General features: G+C 64.1%; 12 protein-coding genes, 1 other RNA gene, 1 pseudogene and 1 riboswitch. Of the genes and pseudogenes, 5 read left to right on the top strand and 9 right to left on the bottom strand.

Translation table 11 applies throughout. The annotated features are described in order from the left end of the window. Nucleotides 1–11: 11 nt before the first annotated feature. Entirely contained in the window at nt 12–1,160 is a 1,149-nt protein-coding gene (gene lptG, locus OKW44_RS23590) for an LPS export ABC transporter permease LptG (RefSeq protein WP_018419679.1), read from the bottom strand. Between the two features lie 3 nt (nt 1,161–1,163). Further along, the gene (lptF, locus tag OKW44_RS23585) at nt 1,164–2,261 is read right to left on the bottom strand and encodes an LPS export ABC transporter permease LptF (protein WP_018419680.1); all 1,098 of its coding nucleotides are present in this window, start codon (nt 2,259–2,261) and stop codon (nt 1,164–1,166) included. 137 nt (nt 2,262–2,398) lie between these two features. Between lptF and OKW44_RS23580 the strand changes: the two genes are divergently transcribed. From OKW44_RS23580 to OKW44_RS23570, 3 genes are all read left to right on the top strand, one after another. Continuing rightward, on the top strand, nt 2,399–3,910 hold the full coding sequence (locus tag OKW44_RS23580; RefSeq protein WP_018419681.1) for a leucyl aminopeptidase: 1,512 nt from the start codon (nt 2,399–2,401) through the stop codon (nt 3,908–3,910). A 52-nt stretch (nt 3,911–3,962) separates the two neighbouring features. Then, nucleotides 3,963–4,379, top strand: coding sequence for a DNA polymerase III subunit chi (locus OKW44_RS23575; RefSeq protein ID WP_018419682.1), 417 nt, complete (start codon nt 3,963–3,965; stop codon nt 4,377–4,379). 84 nt (nt 4,380–4,463) lie between these two features. Then, complete coding sequence (locus OKW44_RS23570) at nt 4,464–5,282, top strand: DUF2486 family protein (RefSeq protein ID WP_018419683.1); 819 nt, start codon at nt 4,464–4,466, stop codon at nt 5,280–5,282. Nucleotides 5,283–5,306: 24 nt separating this feature from the next. On the opposite strand, the gene OKW44_RS23565 is transcribed toward OKW44_RS23570, so the two are convergent. Both OKW44_RS23565 and ilvD read right to left on the bottom strand, forming a co-directional pair. Further along, nucleotides 5,307–5,645, bottom strand: a complete 339-nt coding sequence (locus OKW44_RS23565; protein ID WP_026225642.1) for a c-type cytochrome — start codon at nt 5,643–5,645, stop codon at nt 5,307–5,309. 147 nt (nt 5,646–5,792) lie between these two features. Continuing rightward, on the bottom strand, nt 5,793–7,466 hold the full coding sequence (ilvD, locus tag OKW44_RS23560; RefSeq protein ID WP_018419686.1) for a dihydroxy-acid dehydratase: 1,674 nt from the start codon (nt 7,464–7,466) through the stop codon (nt 5,793–5,795). Between the two features lie 158 nt (nt 7,467–7,624). On the opposite strand from ilvD, the pseudogene OKW44_RS23555 reads away from it, so the two are divergent. Together OKW44_RS23555 and lgt are read left to right on the top strand one after the other, a co-directional pair. Continuing rightward, nucleotides 7,625–8,612 (top strand): annotated as a pseudogene (locus tag OKW44_RS23555) (LysR family transcriptional regulator). Between the two features lie 59 nt (nt 8,613–8,671). Beyond that, nucleotides 8,672–9,577 (top strand): prolipoprotein diacylglyceryl transferase, encoded by a 906-nt coding sequence (gene lgt / locus OKW44_RS23550; RefSeq protein WP_018419688.1) that lies wholly within the window; start codon nt 8,672–8,674, stop codon nt 9,575–9,577. Nucleotides 9,578–9,671: 94 nt separating this feature from the next. On the opposite strand, the gene OKW44_RS23545 is transcribed toward lgt, so the two are convergent. From OKW44_RS23545 to OKW44_RS23525, 5 genes are all read right to left on the bottom strand, one after another. Continuing rightward, nucleotides 9,672–10,397 (bottom strand): SIMPL domain-containing protein, encoded by a 726-nt coding sequence (locus OKW44_RS23545; protein WP_026225643.1) that lies wholly within the window; start codon nt 10,395–10,397, stop codon nt 9,672–9,674. 245 nt (nt 10,398–10,642) lie between these two features. After that, on the bottom strand, nt 10,643–11,101 hold the full coding sequence (locus OKW44_RS23540) for an EVE domain-containing protein (RefSeq protein ID WP_018419690.1): 459 nt from the start codon (nt 11,099–11,101) through the stop codon (nt 10,643–10,645). Between the two features lie 141 nt (nt 11,102–11,242). After that, nucleotides 11,243–11,424: non-coding RNA, 6S RNA (ssrS, locus tag OKW44_RS23535), on the bottom strand. A gap of 66 nt (nt 11,425–11,490) precedes the next feature. Continuing rightward, nucleotides 11,491–11,805, bottom strand: coding sequence for a cell division protein ZapA (locus OKW44_RS23530; protein WP_018419691.1), 315 nt, complete (start codon nt 11,803–11,805; stop codon nt 11,491–11,493). Continuing rightward, nucleotides 11,802–12,161 (bottom strand): ATPase, encoded by a 360-nt coding sequence (locus OKW44_RS23525; protein ID WP_018419692.1) that lies wholly within the window; start codon nt 12,159–12,161, stop codon nt 11,802–11,804. The genes OKW44_RS23530 and OKW44_RS23525 overlap by 4 nt, the downstream gene beginning before the upstream one ends. A 220-nt stretch (nt 12,162–12,381) precedes the next feature. After that, nucleotides 12,382–12,646: riboswitch (cobalamin riboswitch) on the top strand. Nucleotides 12,647–12,695 lie beyond the last annotated feature (49 nt).

The raw sequence follows: 12,695 nt of genomic DNA, 5'->3' as shown, positions 1-12,695 counted from the left end.
ACGCACTGGCGTTAGTGCCGGTCGACCCACTTCAACCCTACGAGCCCCAGCACCAGGTAGACGAGCCCAGGTGTCGCCGCGGTCAACGGCGCGGGCCACGTATTGAGCGTGCCGATATGCGAGAACAGCGTGTTGAACAGCTGGAAGCTCATGCCGAGCATGATGCCGCCGAACACCTTCACGCCGACCACGCCCGCGCGCGTATGCAAATATGCGAACGGCAGCGACAGCACCAGCATCACGAACACCGCGAACGGATACAGCACCTTGCGCCACAGCGCGATTTCATAGCGCTGCGTGTCCTGATGGTTTTCGGTCAGATGCTGGATATAGCGGAATAGATTGAACATCGACATCCGGTCCGGCGACACCAGCAGCACCGACAGGATCTGCGGCGTCAGCTCCGAGCGCAGCGAATACTCGGGCAGCGTGACCTGCTTCGCGCGATAGACCGGATTGAGCGCATCTGCCGGCGTACCCGGAGCGGGGGCCACGTCGAGCAGTTGCGTATCGGTCACGCCGGTCAGCAGCCAGTGGCCCGGCGGCTGATAGCGGCCGCTCTGCGCGATGCGAATGTTCGACAGGCGGAACTTCGAATCGAACTCGTAGATGCGCACGTTGCTGATCGTCGCGTCGGGCTTCAGCTCGCCGACGTTGACGAAGCGCGTGACCTGCTCGCCGTCGGCGCGCTCGGTCAGCGTGTCCTTGACCCACACGCCCGACTGGAAGTTGCTCGACACCGACGAGCCGAGCGCCTCGAGCCGCACGCGCTCGGACAGCTGATCCGTATACGGGCCGACCACTTCGCCGATCAGATAGGTGACGATCACGAGCGGAATGCCGATCTTCAGCAGCGAGCGCAGCGCCTGATTCGTCGCGAGGCCTGATACGCGGAAGATCGTGTATTCGGAGTTCGCCGCCATCTGCGCGAACACGTAGATCGCGCTGATCAGCGCCGCGACCGGAATGATTTCGTAGAAACGCGACGGCGTTTGCAGCGCGACGCGCAGCACCGCGTACTGAAACTTGTAGTTGCCGTGGCCGACCGAGTTCAGTTCGTTGATCAGGTCGAAGAAGAAGAACAGACCTGAAAATGCGAACAGGATGAAGACGAACGTGAGATAGATCTGACGCGCGAAATACCTTTCATAAATGCGCATCGGTCAGGCTCCCTGCGAACGGCTGAAAATGGCGCGCGTAAATAGCGGACGGTTGCGCACCCGCATCCAGAAGATGAACGCGACGATCCCGAGCACGATCACGTGCAGGATCACGAGCCCGACGCCGAACGACATCTTGCCCTGCTCGATCCACGCCTGCACGACGTTCAGCAGATTCGAATACGTGAGGTAGATCAACACGGCCATCACGAGGTTGATCGTGCGACTGCGCCGCGGGTTCTGGTGCGCGAGCGGAATGGCGAGCAGCATCAGGTTGATCGCGATCAACGGAAGACCCGCGCGCCACGCGAATTCGGCGAGGTTCTCTTTAGTGGGATTGCGCAGCAGCGTGAGCGTCGGCAAGCCGGTGGTGGTCGGCGTATTGACGACCGGCTGGCTCTGGATTTTCACGCCGTAGCGCTCGAACTCCATGATGCGGAAATCGGGGTGGCCCGGTTCGCCGTCGTAGCGGCGGCCGTTTTCCAGCACGACGAAGCGGTCGCCGTTCTTGTGCGTCTCGATGTGGCCGTTCTTCGACACCACGACGTTGACCTTGCCGCCCTCGGTGCTCGTCACGAACACGTTTTCCACATGCCCCTGGTCGGGCGACATCTTCTCGATGAAGAACACGCGGTGCGTACTCGGCGATTCGCGGAACTGCCCCGGCGCGAGCAGCGAGACTTCGTCGCGCTGCTGGAAGCGCGCGCGGATCAGCTTGCTCTGCTGGTTCGACCACGGCCAGCCGACGAACACGAAGAACATGATCAGGATGATGATCGGCGTGGCGAAAATGCCGATCGGCTTGATGAATTGCGTGAGACTGACGCCCGAGGACAGCCACACGACCATCTCGGAGTCCTTGTACCAGCGCGTGAGCACGAACAGGATCGACACGAACAGCGTCGCGACGAGCATGATGGCCAGATAGCCGATCACGGTGAGGCCGATCAGGACCAGCACGTCGCGCGGGTCGACCTCGCCCGATGCCGCGAAGCCGACGATGCGGATCATCATCGTCGTCAGCACGAGCGTGAGGAGAACCATGAACACGGCGCCAGCCGTGTACGCGAGCTCGCGCTGGAGGGAGCGTTCGAAAATCATTATTGATGACGAGAGGGGGCGCTCACGGCGACGCTCGGGTTCGTTCCCGTCACGCCTCCGGTGCAGCCGCCGCGGGAAAAATAGCGGATAATTGCGGCTTTCATCCTAAGCCCAGATTTTATCCGAGGACAAGCGCGATGGACTTTAGCATAAAAGCCTGTGATTGGACCAAAGGCTCGACGAACGGTTTCCTGACCGGGAAATCCGATTGCATCGTGATCGGTGTGTTCGAGTCGCAAACGCTGTCGGGCGCCGCGCTCGAGATCGACGTGGCCACCAAGGGCCTGCTCACGCGCATCATCAAGGCGGGCGACATGGACGGCAAGGCGGGTACCACGCTGTTCCTGCACGAGGTGTCGGGCATCGGCGCGTCGCGCGTGCTGCTCGTCGGACTCGGCAAACAGGATGCTTTCAGTCAGAAAGCCTACGGCGAGGCGGTCCGCGCCGCATGGCGCGCGCTACTCGGCACGAAGATCGTGCAGGTCACGTTCACGCTCGCGCAACTGCCGGTGCTCGAACGCACGACCGACTGGTGCGTGCGCGCCGCGATCCTCGCGCTGCGCGAGCTGACCTACCGCTTCACGCAAATGAAGAGCAAGCAGGACAACACGCCGCGCGCGTTGAAGCGCATCGTGTTCAGCGTCAACACCGGTGACGAGAAGGCCGCCAAGCTCGCCGCCAGGCAGGGCGCCGCGCTCGCCAACGGCATGGACCTGACGCGCGAGCTCGGCAATCTGCCGAGCAACGTCTGCACGCCGATCTATCTGGCGAACACCGCGAAGAAGCTCGCGAAAGACTGGAAGCTGAAGGTCGAGGTGCTCGGCGAGAAACAGTGTGAAGCGCTGAAGATGGGCTCGTTCCTGTCGGTCACCGCGGGCGCGGTCGAGCCGGCGCAGTTCATCGTGCTGCAGTACCAGGGCGCCGCCGCGAAGGCCGCGCCGGTCGTGCTGGTCGGCAAGGGCGTCACGTTCGACACGGGCGGCATCTCGCTGAAGCCGGGCGAGGGCATGGACGAGATGAAGTACGACATGTGCGGCGCGGGCTCGGTGCTCGGCACGCTGCGCGCGGTCGCCGAGATGGGCCTGAAGATCAACGTGGTCGGCATCATTCCGGCCGTCGAGAACATGCCGTCGGGCACGGCCACCAAGCCGGGCGACATCGTCACCAGCATGAAGGGCCTCACGATCGAGGTGCTGAACACCGACGCCGAGGGCCGCCTGATTCTGTGCGACGCGCTCACCTACGCGGAGCGCTTCAAGCCGGCCGCGGTCATCGACATCGCGACGCTGACGGGCGCCTGCATCATCGCGCTCGGCCATCACAACAGCGGCCTGTTCTCGAAGGACGACGCGCTCGCGGGCGAACTGCTCGACGCGTCGCGCGAAGCGGCCGACCCGGCCTGGCGCCTGCCGCTCGACGACGAGTACCAGGACCAGCTGAAGTCGAACTTCGCGGACGTCGCTAACATCGGCGGGCGTCCGGCGGGCAGCGTGACGGCCGCATGCTTCCTGTCGCGTTTCACGGATTCGTACCCGTGGGCGCATCTCGACATCGCCGGCACTGCGTGGAAGAGCGGCACCGCGAAGGGCGCGACGGGCCGTCCGGTGCCGCTGCTCGCGCAGTTCCTGATCGACCGCGCCGGCCAATGACGCAGTGCGGTAAGCGCGCGCACGGCGCGCGGCAAGCGGGGCGGAGCGGCCGATGACGAGAATCGACTTTCACTCGAACGTCGGCGATTCGCTGCTGTACGCGTGCCGCCTCGTGCGCAAGGCGTATCTGGCGGGCCAGCCGCTCGTCGTGCTGGCCGAGCCCGCGCGCCTGCGCGCCTTCGACGAAATGCTGTGGACCTTCTCGCCCCTCGACTTCGTGCCGCACTGCATGGCGGGCACGCCGCTTGCCGCCGACACGCCCGTCGTGCTGGCCACGAATCTCGACGACGTGCCGCATCATCAGGTGCTGCTCAATCTGGGCGCAACGGTGCCGGCGCAGTTCGCGCGCTTCGAAAGATTGCTCGAAGTGGTCGGTAACGCACACGAGGAACTCGCTGCGGGCCGCGAGCGCTATCGCTTCTATCGCGATCGCGGCTATGCTTTGAACAACTACAAGCAGGGCGGCTAGTTCGTTGCGCTGCACGTCATGGCCGCGAGGAACGCGGCATACGGACCGCCTGCCCTGGCTTCGACTCAAACACGGAGAGCGCACGTGTCCGATCCCCACGACAATTCGATTCCGGTCCTGAACGAGGTCCTCGTGCCGGGCCGCGCGCGCGAGACGCGCGAGGCGTCGACCGATGCCGCCGCGCCTGCATCCCAGCCGGGCGCCGAGCCCGCAACCCCAGCCGTCGCGCAACCGGCGGCGGTGCCGGAGCCCGCTTCCCGCACGGAGCCCGCGTTCGTGCCACCGCCCGCGCATCAAGCCGACCCGACGCTGGCGCCCGAGCCGGTACTCGCGCCCCAACCGGTGCCCACGCCCGAGCAACTGAGTTCTCCGGAGCCCGTGCTCGTGCCGGAGCCGATGCCGACGCGAGAAGCCGCGCATGCGGCGGAGCATGAGCCTCCCGCGCAGACCGAGCTTCATCAGCCGCGCGTGGCTGATCACACGCACCCGAGAAAACACGCACGGCCGCATCACGGCATTCATGTGCGACATGGGCATGATGACTTGCATGAGGACGTGGGGGTGTCGCCCGGCGTGTTCGATCGTACCGAGCCCTTCATACCGCTCGAAGCCGGCGCGACCGTGCCGCCGGATATCGACCATGAAGGCGCGCACGAAGCCGCTCCCGCTCAGCCCACACTCGATGCCGACACGTTCGCCGCACGTCTGCACGGACGCTTCCAGCGATTTCTGACGGGCGAGGGGCGCGGCATCATCGAGGCGCGCTGCCGCGATGCAGTGCAGCAGCACACGAATCTGCTCGTGAGTCAGATCACGCGCGAGGTCGCGCAGACGCTCGAAGCCGAGATGACCGATTGGGTACGTGAAGCGGTGGAAGAAGAAATCGCGCGGCACTCGCGTTGACCCCGCGGTGACCTGAGAGCACCGTTATTTGAGTGTCAGCACCCAAGCCGCCAGCGTGGCCGCCTGATCTGGCGTCAGTTGCGTGTTCGCGGGCATCGGTACGGTTCCCCATGCGCCGGTGCCGCCATCGAGGATCTTGTGCTTCAGATAGGTCGCGGCGTCGTCGCGTCCCGCATACCGGATAGCAACGTCGTGCAGCGCCGGCCCCATGAACGGGCGGGTAACCGAGTGGCAGCTCATGCAGTTCTTCTGCTGGGCGAGCACGAGCCCGGCTGCTTCGGCACGGGCTGCGGGACTGGCGGCGCTCAATGCGGCGGCGAGCGCAACAGCGGCTGCTACGGCTGCGTACGACATCGATGTCATTATGGTCTCCGCCAGTGCAGATGCCCGGCTCGTGGTCCACGCATTATAAGAGCAAAGGGGCGCACGGATTTTCGTGCGCCCCTTGCGTCTTTGCGTAGCGCGGCGGCGGGTTATCCCTGTCGGGGCGGGCCACGCCGGCCCCGGTCATTACCCCGTCACCGCCCCCCGATTCGCCGGCTGGGCGAGCGCGAAATACTTGGCCATCACGCCGCGGGTGTAGCGCGGCTTCGGCGCCTGCCATGCGGCGCGGCGGCGCTGCAGCTCGGCATCGTCGATGTTCAGTTGCAGCAGCAGCTGGTGCGCGTCGATCGTGATCGAATCGCCTTCCTGCACGAGCGCGATCGTGCCACCGACGAACGCCTCCGGCGCGACGTGCCCAACCACCATGCCCCAGGTGCCGCCCGAGAAGCGGCCGTCGGTGATGAGCCCGACCGATTCGCCGAGCCCCTTGCCGATGATCGCCGAAGTCGGCGCGAGCATTTCCGGCATGCCGGGGCCGCCCTTCGGGCCAAGATAGCGCAGCACGACGACGTCGCCGGCGACGATCTTGTCGGCGAGGATCGCTTCGAGCGCGCTCTGCTCGTCGTCGAACACGCGCGCCGGGCCCGTGATGACCGGGTTCTTCAGCCCCGTGATCTTGGCGACCGCGCCGTCCTCGGCCAGATTGCCCTTCAGGATCGCGAGATGGCCTTCGGCGTAGAGCGCCTTGTCGATCGGGAAGATCACCTGCTGATCGCTGCGCGGCTTGGCTGGTACGTCCTTCAACTCCTCGGCGATCGTTTTGCCGGTGATCGTCATGCAATCGCCGTGCAGAAGCCCTGCGTCGAGCAGGATCTTCAGCACCTGCGGAATGCCGCCCGCCTTGTGCAGATCGGTGGCGACGTACTGGCCCGACGGCTTCAGGTTGCAGATCACCGGCACTTTTTTGCGCATGCGCTCGAAGTCCTCGATCGTCCATTCGATCTCGGCCGCGTGCGCGATCGCCAGGTAGTGCAGCACCGCGTTGGTCGAGCCGCCGGTCGCCATGATCAAGGCAACCGCGTTTTCGATCGACTGCTTCGTGATGATGTCGCGCGGCTTCAGATCCTTCTTGACGGCTTCGACGAGCACACGCGCCGATTCGGCGGCCGAGTCGACCTTCTCCTGGTCGGGATTCGCCATCGTCGACGAATACATGAGCGACATGCCGAGCGCCTCGAACGACGAGCTCATCGTATTGGCCGTGTACATGCCGCCGCACGAACCGGTCGATGGACACGCATTTTTCTCGATGCCCTCGAAATCCTCCTGCGACATGCGGCCCGCCGTGAATTCGCCGACCGCCTCGAACGACGACACGATCGTCAGATCGGTGCCTTTCCAGTTGCCCGGCCGGATCGTGCCGCCGTACACGTAGATGCCCGGCACGTTCATGCGCGCGAGGCCGATCATGCCGCCCGGCATGTTCTTGTCGCAGCCGCCGATCACGACCACGCCGTCCATCCATTGCCCTTGCACGCAGGTCTCGATGCAATCTGCGATCACCTCGCGCGACACGAGCGAGTACTTCATGCCCTCGGTGCCCATCGACATGCCGTCCGAGATCGTCGGCGTGCCGAAGGTCTGCGGGTTCGCGTCGGCGCGCCTGATCGCGGTGACGGCCGCGTCGGCGAGACGCTGCAGGCCGGCGTTGCACGGCGTAATCGTCGAGTGGCCGTTGGCGACGCCGATCATCGGTTTGTCGAAATCCTCCTTCTGGTAGCCGAGCGCGTAGTACATCGAGCGATTCGGTGAACGCGCGATGCCTTGCGTGATGTTCTTCGAACGACGGTTGTAGGCCATGGGGCGCTCCAGTCTGGCTGTTCTGATGAAAGCGCGCGGCGGCGTCCGCGCGCGCATCCGTTCAGTGTAGTTCCGCCAGACCGCGCAAACAGGCAGTTTTGCGTGACACGCGTCGTGTGTATTATTCGCCGTTGTTCAGGTCGTAAAATATATTAGTCATGCTGCCCACGATCCCCGACCTGCGCCAGTTGCGCTATTTCGTCACCGTCGCCGAAGAAAAGCACTTCGGGCGCGCGGCCGCGCGTCTGTCGATGACGCAGCCGCCGCTGTCGCAGGCGATCCGCGCGCTCGAGGAGACGCTCGGCGTCGAACTGTTTGCGCGGACCAAGCGCTCGGTCGAGTTGACGGCGGTCGGCGCCGATCTGTTGCCGGAGGTGCAGCGGCTGCTCGCGGCCGCGGAAGGGCTCAGGCCGCTCGCGCAGAGCCTCGCGCGCGGCGAGGCGGGCGTGCTGTCGCTCGCGTTCGTGTCGACTGCGGATTACGGCCTGCTGCCGCTGCTGCTGCGCGAGTTTCGGCGCGCGGCATCCGCGCGTGCGGCTCGAACTGACCGAGGCGACCAGCGACGTGCAGGTCGAGGAACTGGTGGCCGGGCGTATCGACGCGGGTCTGGTGATCGCGCCGCTGCCGTCGCGGCATGCGGCGCAGTTGTCGTGGCTGCCGATCGCGCGCGAGCCGCTCGTGATCGCGCTGTCGACGGAGATGGCGCAACGCTTGGAGGGCAGCGTGAACACAAACGGCAAGGGCAGCGCCGCTGAAGACTCCGCCGCCGAATGGCTCGACGCGCCCGTCAGCCTGCGCGATGTCGCCGACGCGCCGCTCGTGATCTTCCCAAGGCGTCTCGCGCCAGGCTTTTATGACATCATTATGGATTGCTACGGCGTTGCGGGCCTCGCGCCACGGATCGGCCAGGAGGCGATCCAGATGCAGACCATCGTGAGTCTCGTGTCGGCCGGCATGGGCGTCGCGCTGGTGCCGCAATCGTTGCGTAACCTGCGGCGCACGGGCGTCGTGTACCGGCCGCTGTCCGAGTCGGTGCCCGCGATCGAGACGGGCCTCGTCTGGCGCACCGACGAGGTCAGCCCGGTGCTGGCGGGCTTCATCGACATCGTGCGCGCGCATGCGGCGAGCGTCGCGTCGCGTGTCTAGATCCACTTCTGATTCCCTGTAAAAACTGCTTTCGAACCTGAACTGCCCATAACCACACGATGCTCATTCACCCCAATTTCGACCCTGTCGCCATCCATCTGGGGCCGCTCGCCGTGCGCTGGTATGGCTTGATGTACCTCGTCGCGTTCGTCGCGGCGATCGTCGTCGCCCGGCTGCGGCTGCGGCTGCCGTACGTCGCCGCGCAGGGCTGGACCCCGAAGGATATTGACGACATGCTGTTCTACGGCGTGCTGGGTACGATCCTCGGCGGCCGGCTCGGCTATGTGCTGTTCTACAAGGCGAGCTTTTATTTCGCGCATCCGCTAGACATTTTCAAGGTGTGGGAAGGCGGCATGTCGTTTCACGGCGGCTTTCTCGGCGTGACGCTCGCGATGATGCTGTTCGCTTATCAGCGCAAGCGCTCGTGGCTGCAAGTCACCGACTTCGTCGCGCCGATGGTGCCCACGGGCCTCGCGGCGGGGCGCCTCGGCAACTTCATCAACGGCGAGCTGTGGGGCCGTGTGACCGAGCCGTCCGCGCCGTGGGCGATGCTGTTTCCCGGCGCCGCGCCTGACGACGCCACGTGGCTCGCCGCGCATCCGCAACTGGCCGCGCAATGGCATCTGAACGAAGTGTTCGCGCAATATCACATGCTGCCGCGACATCCGTCGGAGCTGTACGAGATCGCGCTCGAAGGCGTGGCGCTGTTCTTCATGCTGATCTTTTTCTCGCGCAAACCGAAGCCGCTCGGCGCGATTTCCGCGATGTTCCTGATCGGCTACGGCCTTGCGCGCTTCACGGTCGAATTCGCGCGCGAGCCGGACGATTTCCTCGGCCTGCTCGCGATGGGGCTGTCGATGGGTCAATGGCTGTCGCTGCCCATGATTCTCGCGGGCATCGGCCTGATGGTGTGGGCGTATCGCCGTGGGCGTCGCGAGCCGGCGCAGGCGGTTGGCGCGAACTGAGCGGCGCTCGGCCAGCGTAGCAAGCGTTGCATGAAAAAACGCCACGGCATCGATGGATGCCGTGGCGTTTTCTGTTTGGGCTTGCGCTTGCGCGTCACTTCATCTGCACCGACCCCGACACGTTGACCGTCACCGTCGACGTGCCGCCTTCGAGCGACAGCGGCGCGCTCTTCGCGTCGGTGCCCATCGCGCGTGCGCTCATCATCATCATCGGACGCGGCATCACGCCGCTGTGATTCATGTTGACCTCGCGGATCGAATAGCCGCTAAAGCCGAACGCCTGCGAGGACGCCGCGGCCTGCTCGCGAAACGATTTGATCGCCTCGCCGCTGAGCCGCTGTTCGGCCGCGCGCTGCGCTTCCGGCGACAGCGAGAAACGCACGTTGCCAACCTGCATGATCGATGCCATCTGTCCGGCGAGCTTCGAAGCCGCAGCGAAGTCGCGCGATTCGAGCACGACTTCCGCGCGGCCGCGCCACGTCGAGATGCGTCCGTCGCGGTCCGTCGACGGGAAGATCGAGAACGCGCCCGAGCGCGCGGTCACGCCGCTGACGCCGCGCGCTTTCTGCAATGCCGCGTCGGCGCGTTCGTTCAGCGTCGACGTCAGCGACGACGGCTCGCTCGCTTCCTGTTCGTAAAACAGCGTGATTTCGACTTCATCCTGCGGGATTTCCGCGCTCGCCTGCGCATTCAACGACAGCACGCCCGAAGGCTGCGGCATCATGGTCTGCGCTCGAGCGGGCGCAGGGTTCAGTGCGAGTGCCACAGGCGCGCCCAAGGCGAGCGCAAGTGCGAGGGACCGTGCGGTTTTTGTCGTCATGACTGGAATCCTTGTTTGAACAGGTTGTGCACGTTCGACGCGAGCGACGGGTGGTGGCGCGCGGTTTGACGGATGCGCTGGCGAATGGATCGGCTTGCCGTCGAGCGGTCAGTTCGAGCTCACGCTTTCGTCGACCGATTAGGCGTGTTTTACCGACGCTTGGTTCCCCAATTAGTGCTTCGCCGCCGCATCGGAAACGATGACCTGGATGCGATCACGGCAGGTGCCGCGTCGCGCGTTCGCCCTTAAACCAGCTGTTTGGTGATGAAGCGCCATTCGGCGTCGGTCACCGGCGTGATCGACAGGCGGTTGCCTTTGGCGAGCACGCGCATGTCCTGCAATTCGGCATGCTCGCGCAGCGCGGCAAGCGGAATCAGCTCGATTTTCTTCTTGAACACGACGTCGACGAGCATCCAGCGCGGCGTTTCCGGCGACGATTTCGCGTCGTAGTACGGACTCTTTTTATCGAACTGCGTCGGGTCCGGATACGCGGTCGACGAGACCTCCGCGATGCCCGCGATGCCGGGCTCCGGACAGCTTGAATGATAGAAGAGCACGCCGTCGCCGACCTGCATCACGTCGCGCATGAAGTTGCGCGCCTGATAGTTGCGTACGCCGGTCCACGGCAAGGTGCGATGCGGTGCGTTGGCGAGGTCGTCGATGCTTGCTTCGTCCGGTTCGGACTTCATCAGCCAGTAGCGCATGAATCGGAGTGAGCGTGTGAGATTGAACGAAGCGCAACAACAGCAGGCGCGTACGGAAAAGCCCCTGAAAAAGGCGCTCAAACGAAAAAACGACGACCAAATAAAAACGGCATCGAACCGAAGTCCGATGCCGTTCCAGATAAGGTCCCCGCCTTAGCCGCTAGGCCGGCATCCTGAACCGAGGGTTCAGAATTGGTCGCAGTTAGCAACACTTCGGGTACATCAGACTGAGTGACGCGCACACCCGTGCTACAAATTTCCGCAACCGTGCACATGGCATTGGTTCAAGGAATATATGACCTTGGCGAACCAGGCAGGGAAGCTAAACCGATGAAGCTACAACACATACCGTTGAACACGTGACCGGTTCGAAACCGGCCCATTACTGCTTACTGCAAGCTGTACTGCTCGATCACAGTACCTAGCTGTTCGTTCATTTGCTGCATTGTACGCCGGATTTCTTCAGCGGGAAATGCTTCTCCGTGCCGCACGCTGCTTTGCAGCTTAAGCAGTTCCGATGCCAGCGACAGCGCCGCCATCACCGCGATGCGATCGGTGCCGCGCACGTTGCTGCCGCTGCGAATTTTCTTCATCTCGGCGTCTACGCGCGCGACCGCCTCGAGCAGCGCGCCTTCCGTTTCCGGCGAACAGGCGAGACGATAGGGTACTTCGAGAATCGATACCTCGATCTGCTTGGTGGTCATGCGTTTTCTCCGTGTCGGCTCACGTCGCTTTCCGCTTCCTCGTGTTCGGGCTGGGCGGACTCGAGCAGATCGAGCTGGTTATCCGGTTCGCTGCTCGCGCGTGCGCGCGGCAATTTTTCGAGAATCGCATTCAGGCGCACCTGAGCGTCGTCGATCTTGGCGGACAGCGCGTCGCGTTCCGCCTGCAGCGCGTCGCGCTCTTCGCGCAATTGCACGAGTTCCGCATGCGTGGCTTGTACTTCGGCACGCGTTTGTGCGAGCTGCTCTTCGAGCGCGAGCCGCGCTTCGTTGTGGCGCTGGCTGATCGCAATCAGCTTGCCGATGTTCTGGGAGAGTGATTCGAGTTCGGTGAGCATGTGCTGCGTCCTCTAAAGACATCGCATTTTAGCGCGGAATATTACAGGTTCCGACAATTGTCTCGTTTCGAGACGTAACAGCATCGCTTCGTGCAGGTTCGTTGCATGTCGTGTCGTCGACCATAAGGTAAAAAACCGGTAATCCATCGGACAATAACCTGCATTCAACAGAACCGATTGCGCTCCGGTTGACCTTTCTTGACGCCCCGCGAGGCCGCTCGTAAACTTCCCGCACTCTGGTGCCCGCGCGCGCTTCTCGGCGCGCGCAGTTAAACGGGAAGCAGGGCGCGCGCGGTGCCAAAACCGGATGCGCGAACCTGCGCTGCCCCCGCAACGGTAAGCGACCGCATGTGATGTGCTCATGCAGGTCGGTCCTGATCGCAAGGTTGGAAGTTCAACGTGCGAGTGTGCCACTGCGCGTCACGCGTGGGAAGGCGGGATCGATGTGTCGTAGCCCGGATACCGGCCAGAAAAGAGGGACGTCCCCGCGAAAACGTTGAACAAGGGGACGCCTCGTGACGCGTCGGCCCGCGG

The organism is Paraburkholderia lebeckiae (assembly GCF_050436325.1).
In the GTDB taxonomy this organism is placed as follows: Bacteria; Pseudomonadota; Gammaproteobacteria; order Burkholderiales; family Burkholderiaceae; genus Paraburkholderia; species Paraburkholderia tuberum.
Note: the sequence above shows the minus strand (reverse complement) of the source record. Positions and strands in the feature narration are given on the sequence as shown.

What these genes read in the sequence shown, in the direction of transcription:
- lptF (WP_018419680.1), bottom strand. Translation starts at nt 2,261, where the DNA reads ATGATTTTCGAACGCTCCCTCCAGCGCGAGCTCGCGTACACGGCTGGC.
- OKW44_RS23525 (WP_018419692.1), bottom strand. Translation starts at nt 12,161, where the DNA reads ATGCTCACCGAACTCGAATCACTCTCCCAGAACATCGGCAAGCTGATT.
- OKW44_RS23565 (WP_026225642.1), bottom strand. Translation starts at nt 5,645, where the DNA reads ATGACATCGATGTCGTACGCAGCCGTAGCAGCCGCTGTTGCGCTCGCC.
- OKW44_RS23575 (WP_018419682.1), top strand. Translation starts at nt 3,963, where the DNA reads ATGACGAGAATCGACTTTCACTCGAACGTCGGCGATTCGCTGCTGTAC.
- lgt (WP_018419688.1), top strand. Translation starts at nt 8,672, where the DNA reads ATGCTCATTCACCCCAATTTCGACCCTGTCGCCATCCATCTGGGGCCG.
- OKW44_RS23540 (WP_018419690.1), bottom strand. Translation starts at nt 11,101, where the DNA reads ATGCGCTACTGGCTGATGAAGTCCGAACCGGACGAAGCAAGCATCGAC.
- OKW44_RS23545 (WP_026225643.1), bottom strand. Translation starts at nt 10,397, where the DNA reads ATGACGACAAAAACCGCACGGTCCCTCGCACTTGCGCTCGCCTTGGGC.
- ilvD (WP_018419686.1), bottom strand. Translation starts at nt 7,466, where the DNA reads ATGGCCTACAACCGTCGTTCGAAGAACATCACGCAAGGCATCGCGCGT.
- lptG (WP_018419679.1), bottom strand. Translation starts at nt 1,160, where the DNA reads ATGCGCATTTATGAAAGGTATTTCGCGCGTCAGATCTATCTCACGTTC.
- OKW44_RS23530 (WP_018419691.1), bottom strand. Translation starts at nt 11,805, where the DNA reads ATGACCACCAAGCAGATCGAGGTATCGATTCTCGAAGTACCCTATCGT.
- OKW44_RS23580 (WP_018419681.1), top strand. Translation starts at nt 2,399, where the DNA reads ATGGACTTTAGCATAAAAGCCTGTGATTGGACCAAAGGCTCGACGAAC.